The 23,299-nt window shown below is 41.3% G+C and carries 17 protein-coding genes, 1 pseudogene, 1 CRISPR repeat array and 1 riboswitch (1 of these 20 running past the window's edge); of the genes and pseudogenes, 16 read left to right on the top strand and 2 right to left on the bottom strand.

Translation table 11 applies throughout. The features are described from left to right. A CRISPR array of direct repeats spans positions 1 to 2,800; the repeat unit is 30 nt; unit sequence GCCGAACCATAACATAGGATGTTTTTAAAT; it reaches 2,743 nt to the left of the window's first position. 351 nt (positions 2,801 to 3,151) lie between these two features. Next, positions 3,152 to 3,745: a glycerol-3-phosphate responsive antiterminator gene (locus FZC40_RS11995; protein WP_186843847.1), complete on the top strand. Its 594-nt coding sequence runs from the start codon at positions 3,152 to 3,154 to the stop codon at positions 3,743 to 3,745. Between the two features lie 283 nt (positions 3,746 to 4,028). Here the strand turns inward: FZC40_RS11995 and FZC40_RS11990 are convergent, their stop codons facing one another. Both FZC40_RS11990 and FZC40_RS11985 read right to left on the bottom strand, forming a co-directional pair. Next, positions 4,029 to 4,802: a triose-phosphate isomerase family protein gene (locus tag FZC40_RS11990; RefSeq protein ID WP_148604635.1), complete on the bottom strand. Its 774-nt coding sequence runs from the start codon at positions 4,800 to 4,802 to the stop codon at positions 4,029 to 4,031. A gap of 7 nt (positions 4,803 to 4,809) precedes the next feature. After that, positions 4,810 to 5,259 carry an RpiB/LacA/LacB family sugar-phosphate isomerase gene (locus tag FZC40_RS11985; RefSeq protein ID WP_148604633.1) on the bottom strand — a complete coding sequence of 150 codons (450 nt, stop codon included), beginning with the start codon at positions 5,257 to 5,259 and terminating at the stop codon, positions 4,810 to 4,812. A gap of 192 nt (positions 5,260 to 5,451) precedes the next feature. Between FZC40_RS11985 and FZC40_RS11980 the strand changes: the two genes are divergently transcribed. The 15 genes and pseudogenes from FZC40_RS11980 to FZC40_RS11915 all read left to right on the top strand — a co-directional run bounded on the left by FZC40_RS11980 (position 5,452) and on the right by FZC40_RS11915 (position 23,229). Further along, on the top strand, positions 5,452 to 7,476 hold the full coding sequence (locus FZC40_RS11980) for a sigma 54-interacting transcriptional regulator (RefSeq protein WP_148604631.1): 2,025 nt from the start codon (positions 5,452 to 5,454) through the stop codon (positions 7,474 to 7,476). A 116-nt stretch (positions 7,477 to 7,592) separates the two neighbouring features. Continuing rightward, entirely contained in the window at positions 7,593 to 7,988 is a 396-nt protein-coding gene (gene dhaM, locus FZC40_RS11975) for a dihydroxyacetone kinase phosphoryl donor subunit DhaM (RefSeq protein WP_148567531.1), read from the top strand. 147 nt (positions 7,989 to 8,135) lie between these two features. Beyond that, positions 8,136 to 9,143, top strand: a complete 1,008-nt coding sequence (locus FZC40_RS11970) for a dihydroxyacetone kinase subunit DhaK (RefSeq protein ID WP_148604629.1) — start codon at positions 8,136 to 8,138, stop codon at positions 9,141 to 9,143. A 110-nt stretch (positions 9,144 to 9,253) separates the two neighbouring features. Next, on the top strand, positions 9,254 to 9,895 hold the full coding sequence (dhaL, locus tag FZC40_RS11965) for a dihydroxyacetone kinase subunit DhaL (RefSeq protein WP_148604627.1): 642 nt from the start codon (positions 9,254 to 9,256) through the stop codon (positions 9,893 to 9,895). Positions 9,896 to 10,231: 336 nt separating this feature from the next. Next, entirely contained in the window at positions 10,232 to 11,785 is a 1,554-nt protein-coding gene (locus tag FZC40_RS11960; protein ID WP_243135808.1) for an amidohydrolase, read from the top strand. A gap of 16 nt (positions 11,786 to 11,801) precedes the next feature. Beyond that, a complete protein-coding gene (gene glpK, locus FZC40_RS11955) occupies positions 11,802 to 13,289 on the top strand; it encodes a glycerol kinase GlpK (RefSeq protein ID WP_148604625.1) in 1,488 nt (495 codons plus the stop codon). A gap of 165 nt (positions 13,290 to 13,454) precedes the next feature. Beyond that, positions 13,455 to 14,042, top strand: coding sequence for a class I SAM-dependent methyltransferase (locus tag FZC40_RS11950; protein WP_148604623.1), 588 nt, complete (start codon positions 13,455 to 13,457; stop codon positions 14,040 to 14,042). Positions 14,043 to 14,209: 167 nt separating this feature from the next. Further along, entirely contained in the window at positions 14,210 to 14,335 is a 126-nt protein-coding gene (locus FZC40_RS17595) for a hypothetical protein (RefSeq protein WP_279233336.1), read from the top strand. A 32-nt stretch (positions 14,336 to 14,367) separates the two neighbouring features. Beyond that, entirely contained in the window at positions 14,368 to 15,966 is a 1,599-nt protein-coding gene (locus tag FZC40_RS11945) for an ABC transporter substrate-binding protein/permease (protein ID WP_148604621.1), read from the top strand. Beyond that, positions 15,963 to 16,679, top strand: a pseudogene (locus tag FZC40_RS11940) (amino acid ABC transporter ATP-binding protein); the annotation flags it as partial. The gene FZC40_RS11945 and the pseudogene FZC40_RS11940, both read left to right, overlap by 4 nt. 565 nt (positions 16,680 to 17,244) lie before the next feature. After that, the gene (locus tag FZC40_RS11935; RefSeq protein ID WP_243135807.1) at positions 17,245 to 18,162 is read left to right on the top strand and encodes a metal ABC transporter substrate-binding protein; all 918 of its coding nucleotides are present in this window, start codon (positions 17,245 to 17,247) and stop codon (positions 18,160 to 18,162) included. After that, a complete protein-coding gene (locus FZC40_RS11930) occupies positions 18,162 to 19,001 on the top strand; it encodes a metal ABC transporter ATP-binding protein (protein WP_148604617.1) in 840 nt (279 codons plus the stop codon). The genes FZC40_RS11935 and FZC40_RS11930 overlap by 1 nt, the downstream gene beginning before the upstream one ends. After that, positions 19,001 to 19,843, top strand: coding sequence for a metal ABC transporter permease (locus FZC40_RS11925; protein ID WP_148604615.1), 843 nt, complete (start codon positions 19,001 to 19,003; stop codon positions 19,841 to 19,843). The genes FZC40_RS11930 and FZC40_RS11925 overlap by 1 nt, the downstream gene beginning before the upstream one ends. A gap of 53 nt (positions 19,844 to 19,896) precedes the next feature. After that, positions 19,897 to 20,352, top strand: a complete 456-nt coding sequence (locus tag FZC40_RS11920; protein ID WP_148604611.1) for a Fur family transcriptional regulator — start codon at positions 19,897 to 19,899, stop codon at positions 20,350 to 20,352. Between the two features lie 129 nt (positions 20,353 to 20,481). Next, positions 20,482 to 20,579, top strand: a riboswitch (NiCo riboswitch). A gap of 130 nt (positions 20,580 to 20,709) precedes the next feature. Continuing rightward, entirely contained in the window at positions 20,710 to 23,229 is a 2,520-nt protein-coding gene (locus FZC40_RS11915) for a cation-translocating P-type ATPase (RefSeq protein ID WP_148604609.1), read from the top strand. The last annotated feature ends 70 nt before the right edge of the window (positions 23,230 to 23,299 follow it).

Here is a 23,299-nt window from a genome sequence, read left to right as displayed (position 1 = left end):
ATCCCTTTGATCGCCGAACCATAACATAGGATGTTTTTAAATTCGGGTGTTGAATGATGATAGTATGTTCCTTTATGGCCGAACCATAACATAGGATGTTTTTAAATGAAAAAGTTAATAACCTGACTGTTTTGAAAGCAGTTGCCGAACCATAACATAGGATGTTTTTAAATATATTACCAGCTAACAAATTGTTAATCGTCGCATTAGCCGAACCATAACATAGGATGTTTTTAAATACGTACACGTTTAGCGCTGATAGCTCAATAGCTGATGCCGAACCATAACATAGGATGTTTTTAAATATATCGACGTGAAGATTATCGCCCCTTTCATCCGTGCCGAACCATAACATAGGATGTTTTTAAATGAAAATGGATAAATTCGCGGAACAAGATGCGAATGCGCCGAACCATAACATAGGATGTTTTTAAATGCATATTCACAGGGGCTATTGTAATGCTTGTATCTCGCCGAACCATAACATAGGATGTTTTTAAATATTAAATGGTTTAAATTATCGGTGCCTGTTTGGCCGCCGAACCATAACATAGGATGTTTTTAAATACTTTCGTCCACATTAAAGGCCCAGCAAAAGGGAAAGCCGAACCATAACATAGGATGTTTTTAAATCCAAATGTTTCTCCCCGGCTTATTGAAGTTCTTAAGCCGAACCATAACATAGGATGTTTTTAAATATTAATTATATTGGATGTATTAGCAACATTTTACGAGCCGAACCATAACATAGGATGTTTTTAAATAGTTTAGAGCGTTGGCAACATTAACAAACCCAAGCCGCCGAACCATAACATAGGATGTTTTTAAATGACGCGTACGAGTTGGGGTTAGCTGATATCTACATTGCCGAACCATAACATAGGATGTTTTTAAATATACTTATCTAGCTGGGCAAGGAGTATACAATCAAGCCGAACCATAACATAGGATGTTTTTAAATCACCACTAAACCACGCCAATGAGTAAACCGCCAGAGCCGAACCATAACATAGGATGTTTTTAAATCAATTTTATGGTCAAAAGATACAATTGTCAGCTAGGCCGAACCATAACATAGGATGTTTTTAAATAGGATTGTAAATTCATTAAATAATATAACAACAACGCCGAACCATAACATAGGATGTTTTTAAATCCGGTGTCTAGTGCTAAATTAAACATAACTTCGGCCGAACCATAACATAGGATGTTTTTAAATCCGGGTACAAAAGAGGGCTTTTGTGAAAGTCCTTATGCCGAACCATAACATAGGATGTTTTTAAATGCTGTTAAACTCACAGATACAAGCGCATTGATTACCGCCGAACCATAACATAGGATGTTTTTAAATTGAATAGCATAGTTTTTGGCATATCCACAGGAGCTAGCCGAACCATAACATAGGATGTTTTTAAATACGAGTGATACGCCAGACGGCTTCAATGGGATTAAAGCCGAACCATAACATAGGATGTTTTTAAATCCATCAATGCCGATTTTTATACCAATATCTGTTGCCGCCGAACCATAACATAGGATGTTTTTAAATTTTGCTTAGTCGCCACAACATCAGCATCAAATAAATCGCCGAACCATAACATAGGATGTTTTTAAATATTGTATGGTGGATTTGATGAATAATACATAACAACGCCGAACCATAACATAGGATGTTTTTAAATTAGTTAACACCTTTGTTTGAATCACCACGCGCACATGCCGAACCATAACATAGGATGTTTTTAAATGTCGTAAAAAATGGTGAAGTATCTGGTATAACGGGCCGAACCATAACATAGGATGTTTTTAAATAGACCATACACTTCCACATTACTTATTAATTGTTTGCCGAACCATAACATAGGATGTTTTTAAATTCGAGTGCGCCGCGCTCTTGCCCGACGTTTGTTCCGGCCGAACCATAACATAGGATGTTTTTAAATATATTTACTTCGAGTGGTGGAACGATTTCTTGCGAAGCCGAACCATAACATAGGATGTTTTTAAATGGTAAAATAGCATGATCCTCTTTAGGGGCCCCGCTCGCCGAACCATAACATAGGATGTTTTTAAATTAAAATATCAAATATACTTATCATAAGTTAATAAGTGCCGAACCATAACATAGGATGTTTTTAAATTGATATCGATTGTACGACACCATGGAATTTCACCTCGCCGAACCATAACATAGGATGTTTTTAAATGATCAATCAGGTGGCGGACTTAGGTCAGGCTCAGAAGCCGAACCATAACATAGGATGTTTTTAAATTAAATTTAACACCGGGCTGCACACCATGGATCTTATGCCGAACCATAACATAGGATGTTTTTAAATATGAAATTCTCATTACCGAAGCCGTCATCGATTAAGCCGAACCATAACATAGGATGTTTTTAAATTCATTGACCGCTTCAATCCAGTCCTGCCATTCCTTCGCCGAACCATAACATAGGATGTTTTTAAATACAGTAATGTCAATATTATTTAAATCCTCGATATCCGCCGAACCATAACATAGGATGTTTTTAAATACAGTAAAATCAGTTAATGTATCAACGTCCGCTCCTGCCGAACCATAACATAGGATGTTTTTAAATGTGATTCGTGTATCTAACGTCACACCCCATTTTTCGCCGAACCATAACATAGGATGTTTTTAAATCCTGCCAGATCCGCTTGCGTTCGCTTTCGCGCTGCAGCCGAACCATAACATAGGATGTTTTTAAATAATGTTGATATTGCTTCTCAAACGGTTGATGATGCTCGCCGAACCATAACATAGGATGTTTTTAATCTTTTTTTAATGGTCGTCACCCCCTTGCTACGTTTAAATTAACTAGACTGTTTTTAAAAATCCAAACGATTGTTTTTCATGAATCATATCTTTTACGTTAAAATTTGACAATCGGAATTCATTTTTTCACTTCGCCAAAATTCCGATTTGATGTTCTTTAATTGCTGTTATTCTTGACAACTTTAAAATTAAAGAATAAAATGACACTATAAGTAAACCATTACAATAAAATAACACAGGGCAAGAGTTTAAGAGATGTCTGTATGATACTGTGGCTACGCCGCACCGGAATTTTCGGGATTGCGCCCTTTGTATGATGTGGACTTTTTTCGTGTCAAAGAAAGGAAAAATTTTGGAAAAGAAAAATTCTGGTAAAGAAGACTTTCAAAAACTACTAAAACCCCACCCGGTTATTCCATCGGTCCATCAGAGAAAAGAATTGCTTTATGCGATGGAAGAAACGAGTGTTGGCTGGATTATGTTGAAATTAGGGGATGTCAATACGCTGCCACGGCTGGTTAAGCTTATTCATCAATCAGGCAAACGTGTGATGGTTCATCAAGATTCCATCAAGGGAATTGCCAGAGATAAGATGGGGATTCAGTATATGGGCGATTGCGGAGTAGATTGCGTGATTACGATGAAATCCCCTTGTATAAAATATATCAAAGATGCCGGAATGTTTGCGGCATTCGGTTTTTTTATCATCGATTCAGATGCTTACCGTACCGGTTTGATGAACATCAAAGAATGTGATCCGGATGGTGTCATTCTGATGCCGGGGACGATTCCGGAGCAGATTATTAAGGCGATTGCCGGGGAAACAACGGCACCCGTTATGCTGGGTGGATTGATGACAACTGAAGAGCAAATCTTAAATGCCGTTCGCATTGGCGCCACTTCAGTTGCAAGCAGCAATCCTGAATTATGGAACTTCAGTGCTTAAAAAATAGATCAAATATTGTTACCCCAAAAGATAATGTAAATTTGAAGGAAATCTTGAAAAGTCAGAGTAAATGGCAGAATTCTACAAAGGAGTAGTTGAAAGAGTATTGGGATAGAACACTTTATCAAATTAGAACAGATTACTTTTATCTATGACTTGGGAGAAAAATAAGGCTAAAGTCCATAATAAAAGCCGATATCAATAGTTTAGATATCGGCTTTAAAGCTTTGTGATTTCGATGGTGCATAATCATGTCATCCAAACTAAAAATTAAAAAACTGGTTTAGTTCAGTATCTCAGTAACGGCAGCCATGATCGCTTCGAAGCGGCTGACGGGCCAGGCACTTCGGGTGAAAAACAAACCGTCCACATTTTCAAGAAGCGCATAAGGTTTGGCGTTATCGATGTTGACGCTGCCGCCGTAAAGAAGCGGGATGTCTGCTCCCAACTCGCCATAAAGTTCAATCACAATATTTCTCAGATGATTATGGATTTCCTCGACATAAGAAGCTTCGGGAGGGGTTCCGCTGTCACCGATTGCCCAGACGGGTTCATAGGCTACCCAGAATTTTCCGATGGCATCAGAAGGCACATTCTTCAGGGCGATCTTCAATTGTTTGGCCAGCATTTCTTTGGAAACGCCGTAGTTTTTGTCCTCCCGCTTTTCACCGATGCAGATGAGCGGGGTAAAACCGAATTTTAATGCGGCCAGCGTTTTTAAATTGACTGATTCATCCGTTTCATAAAGATGCTGCCGGCAATCGTTGTGACCGAGTAGGACAATATCGATACCGATTTCTTTGAGCATCACCGGTGAAATTTGTCCGGTGAACTGTCCGAAATCCTCATAGTGCATATTCTGCGCGCCCAGTTTCAGAGCGGTATTCTCAGATATCATGAGCTCCTTCATTTTCCAGAGATGCGTGAAAGGCGGGATAATGAAGAAATCGATCTGGGGATAGTTCTTGATCGTCGCCATCAATTCGGATGCGTAAGCGAGACCTTCTGCCGTTGTTTTATTCATTTTCCAGTTGGAACCTAATAAAAATTTTTTCATAACGCCTCTATTTCATATGCGTTTTTTCCAGGGTTCTCATTTTTTCAACTTTTCGTGTTGATCCACCGCCCTGGAATTCGCTTTTTAACCATGCTTCAGCAACCATTTTGGCATGTTCAACGCCAATGACACGAGCGCCCATGGTCAGTACATTGGCGTCATTGCTTTTTGCAAGCCGTTCCGCAGAATAGACATCATGACAGGTGCCGGCGAAAACCCCGGGCACTTTGTTTGCCATCATAGCGACGCCCAAACCGGTTCCACAGAACAAAAATCCGCGATCAAATTTATGATTGCTGATCGCTTCGGCCAGGTTAAAGGCAATCTCCGGGTAATCACAATCGTGGGTTGAAGAATATTCTAAATCAGTGATATCATAGCCAGTCGTTTTTAAATAATTGAAAATCTGATTTTTAAAATCGATGGCTGCATCATCACAATCTACAGCAATTCGCATAATAATCCTCCTTAGAATGATTGATTTTGTTTAAGGTATTCTATCAAACGATACGGTAATATTATGGCATAGATATGTTGTTTTGTAAAGAATGCAGGGTTGGGGTCAAGTTGGAAATTTGGAAGAAAATTGATTCATCAATAGAAAACGCTAGCTCAATATTTGCATGGATAAATAGACAATGGAGGGGATATGGAAAAAAGCCAACGGGTAAAAATCACGAATAAAAACGGACTTCATACCAGGGTTGCCGCGATGGTTGTCAGGCAGTCTCAAAAAATCGAAAAAATGTGGAACTGCCAGCTTTATCTGAGGCGCCTGAACTCTCATTCAGGTGTTCCCTGCAATAGTGTCCTGCCGCTGGTATCTTTGAAATTGAAAAATGGCGAGATGGTTGAGGTGTACACCGATGACAACGGAAGTGAGGAAGCGGTTTCGGGGCTGGCCGATTTTATCAGACAGATATCGGAACTTGAAATTCCTGAAACGGAGGCAGTCGATACAATTCTCCAGGAAAATACACTGGCCAGTGAAAAAATATTTGAAAGTATCAACAACGGTCTCATCGCAATGGACAGTAATGGCAGCATCAATATTTTTAATAAAGCGGCAGAAGAAATCACCGGAATAAAGGCGAGCGATATTATTGGAAAAAAAGGAGACGAATGGGTTCCCAATTTCAATTTAAAGGATCTGTTAAATACAAAAAAAGAAAAACTTGGTTTAAAGCATAAAATCGGTAAAAAATGGGTAATAACGAACAAGAGTCCGATTATTGTCGATGAGGAGGTTGTTGGCGGCGTCGTGGTGTTTCAGGATATTTCACAAATAGAAGAATTATCCTGGGAACTTCATAGTGTTAAAGAGTTGAAGGAAAAGTTCAACACGATTCTGGAAACGGTTGACGATGGCATCTGCATGATCAATCGAAACCGGGAGATTACCTATGTGAATCTTCCTTTTGTGAGAATGTTTAAAAAAGAAGGAATCCAGGTTTTATCTCGAAAAATACAGGATCTGTTTCCGGAAGAAAAATTTCGGAATGATTTTTTCATGGGCAAAGATGAGATCATCATCGTTACGAAAGGCGGACGGGAATTTATTATGCATGCCAGGCCGATCGTGATTGAATCCAAATTCACCGGAAATGTTGTCGTGGCGAAAGAGCTGACGGAAATTGCCAAGCTGGCAGACCGGATTGAACTGCTGTCGGAAAAGACGCGCTTTCTTCAGGATGAGCTTGATAAGAAAGAGAGCCTTAATCCTTCCTTTAACAATATTGTTGGTAAAAGCGGGGCCTTGATGGAGAGCCTGACGGTGGCGTCAAAAGCGGCCCGAACTGATGCCGCGGTTCTGATCCGGGGGGAAAGCGGCACCGGTAAAGAACTGGTGGCGAGAGCCATCCATCGGGGCAGCTCAAGAAACAAAAAACCTTTTGTAGGAATGAATTGTGCGGCCATCCCCTCAAATCTTTTGGAAAGTGAGCTTTTTGGTTATGAAAAAGGAGCATTCACTGGGGCCTATAAAGAGAAACGGGGAAAATTAGAAATAGCGAGTGGTGGAACGATTTTTCTGGATGAAATTGGCGATATGGATAAAGCCATGCAGGCCAAGTTGTTAAGAGTGCTGCAGGAACAGGAAATCGAGAGAATCGGTGGCATCGAACCTATTAAAATTAATATTCGGGTGATTGCTGCGACCAACAGCCCGCTTGAAAAAATGATGGAGGAGGGGGATTTCCGCCGGGACCTGTATTATCGATTAAATGTGATAACCGTTATGCTTCCGCCGTTGTGGCAGAGAAAAGGCGATATTCCAGTTCTGGTGGAGCATTTTACCGAGAAAATAAGCAAAAAGTATGATTTGCCGAATTGTACCATTAAGAAAAGTGCATTGACGGCATTAGAACAATACCGCTTTCCCGGAAATGTCAGAGAACTTGAAAATATTATCGAGCGGGGAATGACATTATCGAATAATGAGTGGATTTCCATTGACGATCTGCCTAATCATTTAAGGGATGAAGTGAATGATAAAAAGAAAAACAACCGTCCGTTTGCATTGGATGGGGATAATCTCCCCACACTTGAAGAAATGGAACGGGAACTGATCGGATTGGCCTTAAAAAAACATGGAAGTTTCAGGCAGGCAGGTTTGGCTTTGGGATTGGATCACAAGACCATATCGGCAAAAGCGAAAAAGTATGACTTGAAATGAGCTTAGTTTGGCATGATAATTGCTATATGATAACGTATACCTATTGTAGAGGGTCGGGCTGTTGAGAAGCCTGACAGATACTTCTGGTAAATGCACTTTAAAAAGGAGGATGAATAATGACGGGCGTGATTATTGTATCCCACAGTGAAAAACTGGCAGAAGGTCTTAGAGACATTGCGATGGAAATGAATGATGGCAGCGTCGAGATAATTGCTGCCGGCGGCGCTGACGGAGGACGTATTGGCACCAATACGCTGAAGATTAAAGCCGCAATTGAGGCATTGGCAGACCGTGAGCATATTCTTATTTTCGTTGATCTGGGAAGCTCGGTTATGAGCAGCGAGGCGGCCATTGATCTTGTCGATGATGCGATTCAGGAAAAAGTTCATATCGTGGATTCTCCGTTAGTTGAAGGCGTTATTGGCGGTGTTGTCCAGGCGACAATCTGCAATGATCTGGACGAGATTTTAGCAACTTGCAGTGAAAGTGCAAGGATGAAAAAAGTATGCTAATTGGGGAATTATAACCCACCTGGGTAAAAACAACCCATGTCTGAAATGAAGATAAGCTTTGAATGGCTTATTCTGAGGATTCTATATTGGCATGGTTCTTGCTCTTTTTAGAAAACGTATACAAATTATATATTTTAGGAGGATAAAATGAAACGATTAATCAATGATCCCTATGATGTTGTAGAAGAAATGTTGGAGGGATACGTCCTTGCGCATAAAGATTATGTGACATTGATCACTGAAGGTGAAGCTCAGGGTCGTGTGGTTCTCAGCAAGACTGCTAAGAAAAAAGACAAAGTGGGCGTTATCATCGGCGGCGGATCCGGACATGAACCATTATTTCTTGGTTATGTTGGAAAAGGTTTTGCAGATGCTGCCGTTGTCGGCAATATCAATACATCGCCTTCTCCCGACCCCTGCTATGCGACAGCAAAAGCAGTTAATACTGGTAAAGGATGTATCTATTTATACGGCAACTACGCTGGAGATGTCATGAACTTTGACATGGGTGCAGAAAAAGCCGATGAAGAAGATGGCATCCGGGTTGAAACTGTTACCGTAACAGATGATGTTATTTCCTCCGAAAATATTGAAGACCGTCGTGGGATTGCCGGTATGTTTTTTGTTTTCAAAAGTGCCAGCGCAAAAGCTGATCTGGGCGGAGATTTGGATGAAGTTGTAGCGGCGGCTCAGAAATGCAACAGTGTCACCCGCACCATGGGTGTGGCCATGTCATCGGCAACCCTGCCTTCCAAAGGAGGCCCGATTTTTGAAATGGAAGACGGCGATATGGAAATCGGTATGGGGATTCATGGCGAGCCAGGCGTACGACGTGGAAAAATTGAACCGGCAGATCGAGTAGTCGATCAAATTATGGAACCGATTTTAGCAGATCTTCCCTTTGCTAAAGGTGATGAAGTATATGTCCTTGTCAACAGCTTAGGGGCTACGCCAATTCTCGATTTACATATTTGTTTTAGACGTGTTGCTCAGATTCTGAAAGAAAAAGGAATCACAATTTATAAATCATTAGTCGGCTCTTTCGCTTCGTCGATGGATATGGCGGGCATGTCGGTAACGTTGGTCAGGTTGGATGATGAACTGAAAGAACTACTGGATTATCCATGTGATGCTCCATATTTCACCCAGGTTTAATCATTTTAAGCCAGATATCTAAATCTAATTAAATAGAAATAAATTTTAATAATAGAAAAACGGGCAGGCAGTTTTTTGTCTGTCCTTTAATCCATTGACAGGAGAGAATGATGAGCGAATATATATTAAACAAAGATTACTTTATCAAGGTCATTGAAGACCTTGCCGTGTTGGCAGAAGAAAAGAAAGACTATTTTTCAGAATTGGATTCTGCTATTGGCGATGGCGATCACGGGATGAACCTGAGCATTGGCTTTCGTGAAGTAAGCAAAAATTTGGATAGTTGGAAATCAGAAGACATCAGCACCCTGTTTAAGAATGTCGGAACGGCCTTGCTGGATAAGGTTGGCGGTGCTTCCGGACCATTGTACGGCGGATTTTTTATGAAATTCGGCTTGCCTGTAAAAGGAAAAGAAGAAGTGACTTTTGATGAATTCATCGAGATGATGGAAACCGGTGTTGCCATTATCGAAAAGCGCGGCAAAGCCAAAGTGGGTGATAAAACGATGGTTGATACACTGCGACCGGCTGTGGATGCATTAAAGGCCGCTTATGTTGATGAAAAACTGGCGCCTAAAGAGGCAATGAAAAAAGCAGCCGAAGTCGGCTCAGCCGGATCGGACTCAACGATTCCCATTATCGCTAAAAAAGGACGGGCCATGAGACTGGGTGAACGGGCAATCGGTCACCGAGATCCAGGTTCTGCTTCTAGTACCGCAATTCTGGCAATTTTTTATAACAATATGCCGTAAAGAATTTAATGAGAGCGGGATTTAGAAAAATCCTTGATCAACTGCGTAGACTGTAGATAAAGCGTCAAAGTAAGTACCGGAGACAATCCTGATAGTATTTGTCTCCGGTACCGGCTTATCTGCAACCTTATTGTTTAGTGAAAATGCTGAGGCGATAGCCTTGACAATTTTGAGATAAAGGAATAGAATGAAAAAAGAGTAAACCATTACAAGAGAATAACACAGGACAAGAGTTTAAGAGATGTCCGTATGATACTGTGGGTACACCGCACTGGGATTTCCGGGATTGTGCCCTTGGTATGATGCGGATTTTTTTGTATAGAGAAAGGAAATACATTGAAAAGAAAAACGATCGAAAACAAACTTGCCCTCATTAATGGAATCGGTATTACCATGGATGAGAAGAATCCAAACTGTCAGGGAATTTATATTAAAAACGGAAAAATTGAAGAAATCGGAAACACTGAAGCCATAAAAATGATGGCGGAAAAAGAAAGTGCAAAGATAATTGATCTTCAGGGGAAGACCTTTTTACCGGGACTTCACGACTGTCATGTTCATATGATGAACACCGGTTTATCCGCGATCGGCATTGATTTATACCACTGCCGATCCATTGCAGAGATATTGAAAACACTGGCTGAAGAGCAAACATCCGACCAAGAGGAATGGATTTACGGCTATGGTCTTGATGAGTCCCGATTGATGGAGAAAAGACCGCCAACTGCCCAGGAGCTGGATGCTCGGTTTAAAGAGCGTCCGGTCTATCTGGCCGATCGGGGACTGCATTATACCCAGGTCAATACGGCTGCTATGGAAGCCATGAGGTTTCTGGGAACAGAAGAAGGGCTTATTAAAGACCAAGCGGGGAACGTCATTGGGAGGCTGCAGAGTAAGGCTAACAGCCATGCCCGAAAATTCTTTTTTGACAAAATGACAAAAGAACAGCGAGAAACGGCGATCCGGTACACGGCGGAGATAGCGGTGAAAGCCGGAGTGACCACGATCCATGCGATGGAAGGCGGAGATCTATCTTCGGATGAGGATATTCCGGTGTTCCTGGAATTAATGGACCGTTTGCCGGTACATGTTGTGCTGCACTGGTGCAGCACTAAAATTGAAGAGGTCATTGAAAAAGGCCTCAGTGTCATTGGTACCGATATGTTGTTGGATGGCTCCATTGGCTCCCGAACGGCGGCTTTTGAGGAATCGTATTGCGATGATTCAAGCACGAAAGGTGAGCTATATTATAGTGATGAATGGATTATTGACTATATTGTTGCGGCTCATAAAAACAATCTGCAAACCGGATTCCACGTCATCGGACAGCGGGGCATCACCCAAGTTCTCGATTGTCTGAAAAAGGCTTTGAACCGGTATCCCATCGCGGACCATCGCTTCCGGCTCGAACATTTTGGCTTTCCGAATCAACAGGATATTCAGCGGGCGGCGGATTTAGGGGCGGTTATTTCCACCCAACCGGCCTTCACCTATTTGCGGGGCGGCCCGGACAGCGTTTATGCAGATCGCGTGGGAGCAAAACGAAACCGTCGGGCTTATCCCATCCGGGAATTTCTGGAGGCGGGGCTTATTGTCAACGGCGGCTCGGATTCGAATGTTACTCCGATCAATCCGGTACTGGGCATTCATGCCGCCGTTAATCCCCCCTATGTTCAGAATGCCATAAGTCCATATCAGGCACTGCGATTATTCACCATTGATGGGGCTTATACAGCAAAAGAGGAAAAAATACGCGGGTCTTTGAGCCCTGGAAAAGCAGGCGATATCACCGTATTGTCTCATAATCCATTGGAAGTGTTACCCCAAAATATAAAAGATATTTCTATTGAAATGACCATTTATCAAGGAAATGTTGTCTATCAAAAATAAAATATGGAGGAGAAAGATGAAGTATATCTTAGGAATTGATGAAGGCACCACCGGTGTAAAGGTAATGATTTTCGATAAGGCGGTGAATATTATTGCCCAGGCTTATTCGGAATTTACCCAGCATTTTCCCCAGTCCGGGTGGGTTGAGCATGATGCCGGTGAAATCTGGGATGTGACCATTAAAATGGTGGCAGAAGCCTTGAAAAATGGCGCTGTCAAACCGACGGATATTGAAGCGATTGGGATCACCAACCAGCGTGAGACGACGCTGTTTTGGGATAAGAAAACAAGTCAGCCGGTTTGCCGTGCCATTGTCTGGCAGGATCGACGAACCCTGGATATTTGTGAAGCCTTGGAAGCAAAAGACGGCGCAGGAATTGTTGATCGAACCGGGATGGTCATTTTACCAAATGATGCCGCGACAAAAATCCGCTGGCTATTGGATAATGATCAAAAAGTGAAGGAAGGCGTGGAGAATGGCGAACTTCTTTATGGCACCATTGATAGCTGGCTGGTATGGAAACTCACTGGAGGCCGTGCTCATGTGACGGATTACTCCAATGCTTCAGTCACCCTGCTGCAAAACGCCCGAACTTTGGATTATGATGAATGGATTCTGGATGAGTTGCAGATTCCCAAAGAAATACTGCCTGAGCTGAGAACGTCCAGCGAGATTTACGGTATGACGGATCCCGCTGTTTTCTTTGGTGCCGAGATACCGGTGGCCGGAATTCTGGGAGATCAGCAGGCCGCCGCTTTTGGGCAGGGCTGTCTTGAAAAAGGAATGGCGAAAAACACGTATGGCACGGGCTCTTTTATGGTTATGAATACTGGGGATGTATATGTGCCGCCTTCAGATGGTATTTTCTCTCCGGTTCTTTGGAGTGCAAAAGGCCGTACGGACTATGGTCTGGAAGGAATGGCCGATGTTTCAGGAGCAGTTATTCAGTGGCTTCGGGATGGGCTGAACATCATTGACAACGCCGGGGATGCTGAAAAATTGGCCCTTCAGGTGGAGGATAGTTTGGGAGTATACTTTGTTCCGGCATTTGTGGGGCTGGGAGCACCTTATTATGATTCTTATGCCCGCGGCACCATTATGGGAATATCAAGAGGAACCACTAAACATCATATCGCCCGGGCGGCATTGGAATCGATGGCATTTCAGGTAAAAGATGCTTTCAAAGTAATGGAGAAGAAATCGGGATTCAGCCTGACAAAACTGAAAGCTGACGGCGGCGGTTCGAAAAGCAATTTCATGCTCCAGTTTCAGGCGGATATTTTAGGAATTCCGGTAGAGCGGCCGATCATTACCGAAACCACGACCCTTGGGGCTGTTTATGCAGCCGGTCTGGCGGTCGGATATTGGGACAGCTTTGAAGAAATCAACGAGTTCTGGAAAGTCGAAAAGTGTTTTGAGCCACAGATAAGTGATTCAAAAAGACAGGAACTGTGCGGATTCTGGGATAAAGCAGTCGAACGTTCGGCGGGCTGGTTGAAATAAGCGTTCAAATGACTCGGCAATACTGAGAAGTTATCAAAAAGGTAGATTGTCTGAGACTGTAATTATATCAATAAAATTTATCATTTAGTTTATTCCTGGTGCTTATCAACACTATTTTTGGGTATTATATTAAAAATAGATAAGATAAATGTAAGGAGTGTTCAAATGAATAATTGTCAACCGACTAACGCGTATTTTGGTAATGTTGCATATCAATGGGATATTTTATGTCGTCATAATTCCGAAAAAATATCTACGATTCTGGGATTGGCGAATATAAAAGATAATAGCCGTATTCTGGATATTGCAACAGGTACCGGTATTTTAATACCGCATTTATTGAATTATGAACCAGCGGAAATCATTGCGATTGATTTATCGGAATTGATGATTAGACAGGCACGAAAAAATTTCAAACAGTCGAAAGTCAAATTTAAAGATGCGAATTTTTATCAGTATAATCAGACTGGCTTTGATTTTGCCATTGTCTACAATGCTTATCCTCATTTTGCTGATAAGGATGTGTTTGCGCGACAACTTTCTGCTTGCCTGAATTCCGGGGGACGTTTTATGATTGCCCATAGCGAAAGCAAGGACAGCTTTAATGCCAGGCGTTCTGAGGAGCGAGTCAGGAAAATGACATCTTCATTGAATGATGCAGTGACTGAATCAAAACACTTTAATACACTCTTTGATATTGATATTCGAGCAGATGGTGATGAATTATATATTATTTCTGGAATAAAATTGTAAAATAATAAACAGATGAATGAAAAACAACAGCAATGAAAGTTGCTGTTGTTTTTTATTAAAGATAATGGTCGGGAAGAATGAGAAAGTAGACGTCCGGGCATAGATGATTCAAACCAGCGTTGCTTAAGCGGGAATAAACGTTGAAATAATATGCTGGAGATAGTATGATGAATGATAAATTTGGTGATATTGGAACGGGTGGCCACGTGGGCCCATATGAGACGGCATTAAATCGGCCGTGTGATGCTTGTGAATTTAGAAAAGGAATCAAGACAGTGGTTGCTATTACTTGAATTGGAAAACCGGAAAGTGTTGGAGGACATTCATGAAAAAAGGTGTTTTGAAAATTTACGCACTACTATTGTGTATTGCTGTTGTGTTTCTAATTTGCGGGTGTTCGGCAGCAGACGAAGCAAAAATCAGCAGTGCCAGTGATTTGAACAAGGCTGGCTATATTATTGGTGTTCCTGAAGGAACACCTCCGGAAGAGGTGGCCAAAGAATACATGCCCAATGCGGAAATCTCTTATTTCACTCAGTTTATTGACGGTGTGGCGGCCCTCAAAAGCGGAAAAGCCACGGCGGTAATTTATGATAGCTCCGGGGTCGACCGCATTCTTCTCAGTAATCCGGATCTGGTCAAGCTGCCCGAGGAACTGGGGAATATTGAAATTGCCACCGTGGTGGGGTTGAATAATACGGGGTTGAATGATCAGATCAATGCTTTTATAAAACAGATTCATCAGGATGGTACCGCCGATGAAATGGTGACCCGTTGGATCGATAACATCGGTGGGAAAATGCCGGATATTCCCAAACCCCAGAATCCGGAAAAGAAGTTGACAATCATTACCAATGGCATGACGGAACCCATGAATTATTACGAAAATGGGCAGCTTACCGGCTATGACATTGAGTTTATGAAACGGTTTGCCAATTATGCCAACGTTGATTATGAAATTGTCACGATGGATTATGCGGCTATGATCCCAGCGCTGCAAAGTGGCAAAGGTGATATCATTATATCCGATTTCTTTAAAACCGATGAACGGGGACAGGAAGTGCTCTATAGTGATGCCTACGTGGTACTTCATAACAGCGTATTGGTGCGAAAGACCATGTACAATGGGGCGGTAGAAAACGCTGACGGAACCGTTACGACCAATGAAAACCAAACGGGGATTGGTTCGTTTTTCGGGTCCCTTCAAAACAGTTTTAATAAAACATTTATCGTCGAAGATCGGTACAAGCTGGTTTTGGATGGCCTTTGGACGACGATTGTTATTTCACTATTGTCACTTGTATTCGGCAGTATATTGGGGGCATTGATTTGTGCCATGCGAAAGTCCCGATCACGGCTTTTATCCGGGAGCGCCATTGTTTATATCCGGCTGATTCAGGGGGTTCCCATTGTTTTAACATTAATGATCTTGTATTACATTCTATTTGCTTCGGTGGACATTGATCCGGTGCTGATTGCGGTGGTAGGTTTTTCCATAAACTTTGCTGCTTATTCGGCGGAGATATTCAGAACAGCCATCGACGCAACTGACAAGGGACAGCTTGAGGCAGCTTATGCCCTGGGTTTCACAAAGGCGTTTAGCTTTTTTAAGGTGACATTACCTCAGGCGCTAAGGCATATTCTTCCCATTTTCAAAGGAGAATTCATCAGCATGGTAAAAATGACCTCGGTGGTGGGTTATATTGCCATCCAGGATTTGACCAAAATGACGGACATTATCAGAAGCCGTACTTTTGATGCCTTTTTCCCGCTGTTTGTGACAGCTTTTATCTATTTTGTGATCACCTATCTGTTTATTATTGTGCTGGGAAAAATCGAAGTTCAGGTTGATCCCAAACGTCGAAAACGGATAGTCAAAGGGATTGTTGATCCTGAAGCGAGCGCAATGGAGGTGGTAAAATGATAACGATCAAAGGTTTGTCAAAGAGCTTCGGAGAGTTAAGTGTGCTGGAAAATATCAATACGGAGATAAAAGAGGGTGAAGTCATCTCCATCATCGGTCCATCGGGCTGTGGAAAATCAACGTTTTTACGGTGTATCAACCTGCTTGAAACACCGACAACGGGCGAAATATCCGTTGACGGACAGAATATTCTGGCTAAAAATGCGGATGTGTCTGGTTTGCGTCAAAAAATGGGCATGGTGTTTCAATCATTTAACCTGTTTTCTCATCTGATGATTATTGAAAACCTCATGCTGGGTCCGGTTAATCTTCTAAAAATTCCGAAACAACAGGCTTATGATGAAGGAATGCGTTTTTTGGAAATGGTCGGACTGAAATCAAAAGTCTATGCTTTCCCTGATGAACTGTCGGGAGGGCAGAAGCAGCGTGCCGCCATAGCCAGAACTCTGGCTATGAAACCTCAAATCGTCTTGTTTGACGAACCAACTTCGGCACTGGATCCGACCATGGTCAGCGAGGTTCTGGGAGTGATCCGCAAGCTGGCTTCTAATGGTTTAACCATGATGATTGTCACCCATGAGATGAAATTTGCCAGGGATGTATCAAGTCGCGTTTTTTATATGGATGAAAAGGGCATTTATGAAGAGGGATCACCGGAGCAGATTTTCGACCATCCCCAAAAAACAAAGACCCGCGCGTTTATAAAGAAAATTTCCGCGTTTGAATATGAAGCCGCAGGCAGCGGGTTTGATCTGTATGAACTTAATGCAAAAATTGAGGAATTTCTTAAAAAGCAGATGTTCACCGAACGTCAGATTATGAATGTGCAGCTGGTTTGTGAAGAAATCCTTTTAGGTATCTTACTCCAGGCATTTCCCAGAGCGGTTGTCTCCCTACTGGTTGAGCATTCGGATTTAAACGGCGAGGTTACCATTCAGGCAAGTTTTGATGGAGCAGTTTATGATTTGCTAAAAGCGGAGGAAAACACAATATCTCTTGCCATTATTAATACATATGCAAAAAAAATGTTGACTGAAAATAGTGAAAGCCGAAATACAGTAACAATCATAATTTAATAAAAAAGGTTCTTCAAGTCCATTCCCAGTTTTTAATACTGGACCAAATTAAGTGTTAATGAACTGGTAAAAAAATAATGATGAAAGCTGAAGTAGCGGCATTTTAATTATTTAAGCACATCAAGCAGTTGCGTTTATATATTTTTAGTGTATAATAAAAATAAACGCGAATGCAAACCATTATCATTTGGAGGAAATTTCTGTGCTCACAAAAAAGATTAAGATTCTAATTATGTTGTTCATTTCTATTGCTGTTTTAAGTGGGTGTGCGTCAAATAGCACTCAAACAAATTCGAAAACTTCTGCTACTAAAGATGGGTTTACGATTGTCACCTCTTTTTATCCGATGTATGTTGAAACAATTAATGTGGCAAAGGACATTCCTAATGTGCAGGTAATTAATATGACCGAAACGCAAACAGGTTGCCTGCATGATTATCAGTTGAAACCTCAGGATTTAATAACGCTTGATGGTGCCGACGCTTTTGTAGTTAATGGAGCCGGTATGGAGACATTTTTGGATGACGTTATAAAACAGGAAAAAAATCTGAAAATTGTGAATGCCAGCGATGGAATAGATTTAATTAAAGATGCATCAGGCGAAGACAATGCTCATGTTTGGGTGAGTATATCCAATTGCATCACGCAGGTGAAAAATATTGCCAAGCAACTTTCGGTGATCGATCCGAAAAATGCCGAAGCCTATCAAAGCAACGCAGATGCCTATATTGCAAAATTGGAAGCGTTAAAAGAAAAAATGCATGCTTCTTTGGACATGGTAAGTAATCGGAATATTATCACCTTTCACGAAGCTTTCCCATATTTTGCAGAAGAATTTAATCTCAATATTGTCGATGTCATCGAAAGAGATCCCGGGACAACGCCGTCTCCAAAAGAACTTGAGGATACGATCAATATTGTCAAAAAATCAAATGTGAAAGCCCTTTTTGCAGAACCTCAATATCCGGCCGAAGCCGCCCAGACCATCGCAAATGAAACCGGAGCTAAAGTGTATTCCCTTGATCCCGGAGTGACCGGGACGGCCGATGAAACGGCGTATGATGCGTATCTGAATGTTATGGAAAGCAATTTAAAATCACTGGAAGAGGCACTGAAATAATGGAAAAGCAAGACGAAACGAATTTAAATAAAGACCAATACTCCGGTGAGCATTGTGAAAATGAAGAAAAATGTTCAGGCTTATGCTGCACAAAGGTTGAACATTTCAGTGTGAATTTTGGCAATACGAAAGTTCTGGAAGATGTTAATCTGCATATTCATTGTGGTGAATTAACAGCAATCATCGGACCCAACGGCGGGGGAAAGAGTACGCTTTTAAAAGCAATGCTTGGAGACGTCAAGCATTCGGGACAACTTAAATATTTGAGCGAGCATGAAAAGAACCGTGCCCATCCTGTCATTGGATATGTGCCTCAGCATCTGAGTTTTGATATTGGCACACCCACCAGTGTGCTGGATCTTTTTATGGTCTGCAACTCAAAAATTCCGGCATGGTTAACGAGCACAAAAAAAATAATTAGCAAGGTTAAAGAGAGTCTTTCAATAGTCAAATCAGAACATCTCATCAATCGCAGAATTGGGGCTTTATCAGGAGGAGAACTGCAACGCGTTTTGCTCGCTTTGGCACTTGATCCGATTCCGGATTTACTGCTTTTGGACGAACCGGTATCTGGCATTGACCAGAAGGGATTAGAAATTTTTTATGATACCGTATCGGAATTAAGAAGGAAGTATGATTTGTCAATTGTTTTAATTTCCCATGATTTAGATATTGTTGAAAAATATGCAGATCGTGTCATTTTATTAAATGGTAAAGTCTTATGTAATGGCTCGCCGAAAGAAGTTTTCAACAATGAAATAACGACAAAAATATTTGGCATGTCATGGTTTAAGAGAAGACCAACTGATCATGAAAGCGACGAAGGGGGCGACAAATAATGATGAATCTATGGTACAGTTTAGTCAATATTGTCTTACCCTTTCAATGGGTCGAATTTACATTTATGAAGAATGCTCTTTTGGCGATATTACTGATAACCCCTCTTTTTGGTTTGTTGGGAACAATGATTGTCAATAATAAAATGGCTTTTTTTTCAGATGCATTAGGTCATGGTGCCTTTACCGGAATTGCCATTGGAGCATTAATCGGTTTAGTAAAACCGGTTTTGGCCGCCATTGTTTTTTCGGTTGTGTTTGCCCTGATCATTACGGTTATTAAAAATAAAAGCCGCGCTTCTACCGATACCATTATCGGTGTGTTTTCATCGATCGCAATCGCATTTGGCCTGGTGCTGTTGTCTCTAGGGGGAAGTTTTAATAAATATTCGTCCTATTTAATCGGAGATTTGCTCAGCATCACGCCATCTGAAATTCTGCTTTTACTCGTTGTTTTTATTATTATTGTTATTCTTTGGGTGTTGATTTTCAACAAGCTTTTGCTGGTCAGTATTAATCAATCCCTGGCACGAAGCCGGGGTGTAAAAACACTTTTGGTCGAAATGATATTTACTTCGATTGTGGCGGTTATCGTGACGATTTCAATCCAATGGGTCGGTCTTCTGATCATCAACTCACTGCTGGTTTTGCCCGCGGCAGGGGCAAGAAACATTACAACAAATGTTCGGCAATATACCCTTGTCTCGATCATAATTGCGGTGTTTTCAGGTATCTGCGGATTAATTGCTTCATATTATTTGAACACCGCAACCGGAGCAACAATTGTATTGGTATCCGGACTTGTTTTCTTCCTGACACTGGCATTTAAAAATAAATTCGCCTAGAGGCAGCGGCGTTAATTATAAAATTAATAATTTGCTATGAAAAGAGGATTAATATGAGCGAAATATCTTCCCATAAAGAAGCATTAAAACATAGCGGCTTGAAGAATACCAAACAACGCAATTCAATATTAAATATATTGGAAAAAAGCACTCAGCCGTTAACTGCTGATCAAATTTATGTGGCTCTTATCAATGAAAAGACAGCAATAAATTTGTCCACGATCTATCGGGTTTTAAACACACTGGCTGAAAAAAATTTAATTATTAAATCAAGTTCAGTTAGCGATAATAAAACTTTGTTCGAACTGAATAGTTTGGAACATAAGCATCATCTTGTCTGTGTGGAGTGTAAAAAAATAATTATGGTCGATGAATGCCCATTTGAAGAGTATGAAAAAAAATTAAAAGAAAAAATGGGATTTACAATTCTGGGTCATAAGCTTGAAATTTATGGAATTTGTAATAATTGCCAGAAAAAAAATGAGAAAAATAATAAGCCGACGGTGTAGGTTATAAACCGTTATCCCTCAATTTGATTTTTCAAAAAATCATCGAAAAAATAGCGAATATTGAATAATAAATTGACAAATAGTTGTTAAAAGGATATAATAGTCTAATCTCTTTGCGCTGCATAGAATACAGTACAAACTGAGCAGGCGATGCAATCTTAAAAGATTCATGGGGCCGGGCCATAAAAGTGGCAACAGATGAACTTAAGCACATCTGTGGGACAGTAATTGTCCCATGGGTGTGCTCTTTTTATACCTAAATTTTGGACAAAAATTGAAATCTAAGAAAACTATGCGACATAAAGAGGGTTAAAATCATGAAAAAATGGGAAGAAATGAAAAACGGAGGTAATTTTCATGACTACAAACAAAAAAATGGGTTTAACTACTCAGGATGCACAGGCACTGCAGGAGCAGTATGGAAAAAATGAATTAACTGCTGGTAAGAAACAAAGCTTTTTCATTAAAACGCTCCATATTATTGCTGAGCCGATGTTTTTATTACTGATCGTTGCAGCTATTATCTATTTCGTTTTAGGTGAACCCCGAGATGGCGCGGTAATGCTGATTTTTGTTATCGGCATTATCAGTATTGATGTGCTCCAGGAGTGGAAAACAGATAAGACTTTAAATGCGTTAAAAGAACTGTCCGCACCACACGTCACCGTTATTCGTGATGGTGAAGAACTGATTATTGCCAGTGTGGATTTAGTGCCGGGAGACACGATGATCATCGCCGAAGGGGTTAAAATACCCGCGGATGGTGAAATTATTAAGGCTAATGATCTTTGCGTGGATGAATCATCCTTAACCGGGGAGGCGGAAGGTGTTTGGAAAGTCACCGTTGATAACGCCGAGGAATCGGCCGATTATTGGCGAAGAGACTATTGCTATGCCGGTACGCTTGTTACGCAGGGAAATGCTCATGTCCTTGTTGATAAAATTGGCGCGCTAACGGAATACGGAAAAATCGGAACCAGTGTCGCTTCAGCCGAAGAAAAACCGACGCCGTTACAAAAACAAACAGGAAGCCTTGTAAAACTATGTGCGGGCATTGCTGCGGTTCTTTGTGCATTAGTCGGGGTGATCACTTATTTTAATATCCCGGAACATCTTTTCAAGGATCGTATCATTGAAAGTATTTTATCGGGAATTACTTTGGCCATGGCCATGATACCTGAGGAATTTCCAGTCATTCTCACGGTGTTTTTATCCATGGGTGCCTGGCGATTAGCCAAGAAAAATTCACTGGTGCGCAAACTGCCTTCAGTGGAAACGCTAGGGGCTGTTTCAGTACTTTGTGTGGATAAAACCGGTACGATTACCATGAATCAAATGACAGTCACGGATATTTGGGCCCGAAATTCCGATGAAGACGAACTCTGCGAGATGATGGGTCTTGGATGCGAAACAGAAGCCTATGATCCGATGGAAAAGGCCATGGTCCGTTATTGTGAAAAATGTGGCTTTTCCAAAGAGCATCTTTTTGGCGGAGAATTAATTACGGAATATGCGTTTACCAATGAATTAAAAATGATGGGTCATGTCTGGCATCATGATGGAGAAATTATCGTCGCAGCCAAAGGCTCGCCAGAAAGGATGCTGACAATTTGCATATTAACGGATCAGGAACGCCTGGAAGTTAATGATAAAATCGCAGAAATGTCAAAAAAAGGGTTACGTGTTATCGCAGTGGGCGTCATGAAGCCCCAGACTGAAGCTGAAATCCCCAAAACGATTACAAAAGCAAAGTTAAATTTATTGGGCCTTGTTGGCCTTGCCGATCCACCGCGGGAAGCCGTTAAGGAAGATATCAAAAATTGTACCAGAGCCGGCGTTCGAGTTGTTATGATCACTGGGGATAATGGCATTACGGCCAGTAGTATTGCCAAACAGATTGGCATACCGAATTGCGATCATATTATTACCGGGGATGAATTAAACCTTATGTCTGATGAGGTATTGCAGGAAAAAGTTAAAAATGTGAGTATCTTTTCCAGAGTTGTGCCAGAGCATAAGATGCGAATTGTTAAAGCCTTTAAAGCCAATGGCGAGGTTGTGGCCATGACGGGGGATGGGGTTAATGATGCCCCGGCACTTAAAACGGCAGATATCGGGATTGCCATGGGTAAACGCGGGTCAGAAGTTTCCCGGGAAGCAGCCGATCTCATTTTACTGGATGATAACTTTTCTACTATTGTATCGACCATTGAAGATGGCAGACGAATATATGATAATATTCGAAAAGCGGTAGGATATGTGTTCACCATTCATATTCCGATCGCGTTTTCCTGCTTGTTTGCACCGCTTCTAGGTGTTACAACAGCTAATTTATTTTTACTCCCGCTTCATGTCGTAATATTAGAACTTATTATTGATCCGACCTGTTCCATTGTTTTAGAACGACAGCCGGCTGAGCATGATATCATGGATCGAAAACCAAGAAATCCCAATGAAAGTATTATCCCGGGAAAAACTTTAGCAAAAAGTGTAATTCAAGGATTGGTCATTTTTGGGACATCCTTTGGAACCTACTTTATGTTTCTGGGGCAGGGAAATACACCGCTGGCGAGAACCATGGGGTTGGTTATCATCATGCTGGCCAATTTGGTTTTGGTACAGGTCAACAGTTCCAATCAGGACTTTGTTTTTCAGTCAATGAAGCGTCTGATCAAGGATAAAGTCATGTGGGCGATCAATATCGGAACGATTGGCGGAATTTTGATAATTTTATACACCCCTTTAAGTGGCTTTTTAAAGTTGTCGCCATTAACAATCGAGCAGTTTTTTATGGCTGCCGGTATCGCCGTCTTATCGGTAATTTGGTATGAAGCAGTGAAACTCGTTTATTGGCTTAGGAAAAAAGGAAATAATTAATTAGGCTTATCAAAACGCTAAAAATAGAAAAAGCATAACTTCTGAGAGAGATCTGGAGTTATGCTTTTTG

The sequence above is a fragment of the Acetobacterium tundrae genome (assembly GCF_008086615.1).
In the GTDB taxonomy this organism is placed as follows: domain Bacteria; phylum Bacillota; class Clostridia; order Eubacteriales; family Eubacteriaceae; genus Acetobacterium; species Acetobacterium tundrae.
The sequence above is the reverse complement of the archived record's forward strand: the minus strand, read 5'-3'. Positions and strand labels throughout refer to the sequence as shown.

Excerpts from the sequence above, each read along its gene's own strand:
- dhaM (WP_148567531.1), top strand. The coding sequence starts at position 7,593 with ATGACGGGCGTGATTATTGTATCCCACAGTGAAAAACTGGCAGAAGGT.
- FZC40_RS11980 (WP_148604631.1), top strand. The coding sequence starts at position 5,452 with ATGGAAAAAAGCCAACGGGTAAAAATCACGAATAAAAACGGACTTCAT.
- FZC40_RS17595 (WP_279233336.1), top strand. The coding sequence starts at position 14,210 with ATGAATGATAAATTTGGTGATATTGGAACGGGTGGCCACGTGGGCCCA.
- FZC40_RS11925 (WP_148604615.1), top strand. The coding sequence starts at position 19,001 with ATGATGAATCTATGGTACAGTTTAGTCAATATTGTCTTACCCTTTCAA.
- FZC40_RS11920 (WP_148604611.1), top strand. The coding sequence starts at position 19,897 with ATGAGCGAAATATCTTCCCATAAAGAAGCATTAAAACATAGCGGCTTG.
- FZC40_RS11930 (WP_148604617.1), top strand. The coding sequence starts at position 18,162 with ATGGAAAAGCAAGACGAAACGAATTTAAATAAAGACCAATACTCCGGT.
- FZC40_RS11915 (WP_148604609.1), top strand. The coding sequence starts at position 20,710 with ATGACTACAAACAAAAAAATGGGTTTAACTACTCAGGATGCACAGGCA.
- dhaL (WP_148604627.1), top strand. The coding sequence starts at position 9,254 with ATGAGCGAATATATATTAAACAAAGATTACTTTATCAAGGTCATTGAA.
- FZC40_RS11950 (WP_148604623.1), top strand. The coding sequence starts at position 13,455 with ATGAATAATTGTCAACCGACTAACGCGTATTTTGGTAATGTTGCATAT.
- FZC40_RS11945 (WP_148604621.1), top strand. The coding sequence starts at position 14,368 with ATGAAAAAAGGTGTTTTGAAAATTTACGCACTACTATTGTGTATTGCT.
- FZC40_RS11990 (WP_148604635.1), bottom strand. The coding sequence starts at position 4,802 with ATGAAAAAATTTTTATTAGGTTCCAACTGGAAAATGAATAAAACAACG.
- FZC40_RS11985 (WP_148604633.1), bottom strand. The coding sequence starts at position 5,259 with ATGCGAATTGCTGTAGATTGTGATGATGCAGCCATCGATTTTAAAAAT.
- FZC40_RS11970 (WP_148604629.1), top strand. The coding sequence starts at position 8,136 with ATGAAACGATTAATCAATGATCCCTATGATGTTGTAGAAGAAATGTTG.
- glpK (WP_148604625.1), top strand. The coding sequence starts at position 11,802 with ATGAAGTATATCTTAGGAATTGATGAAGGCACCACCGGTGTAAAGGTA.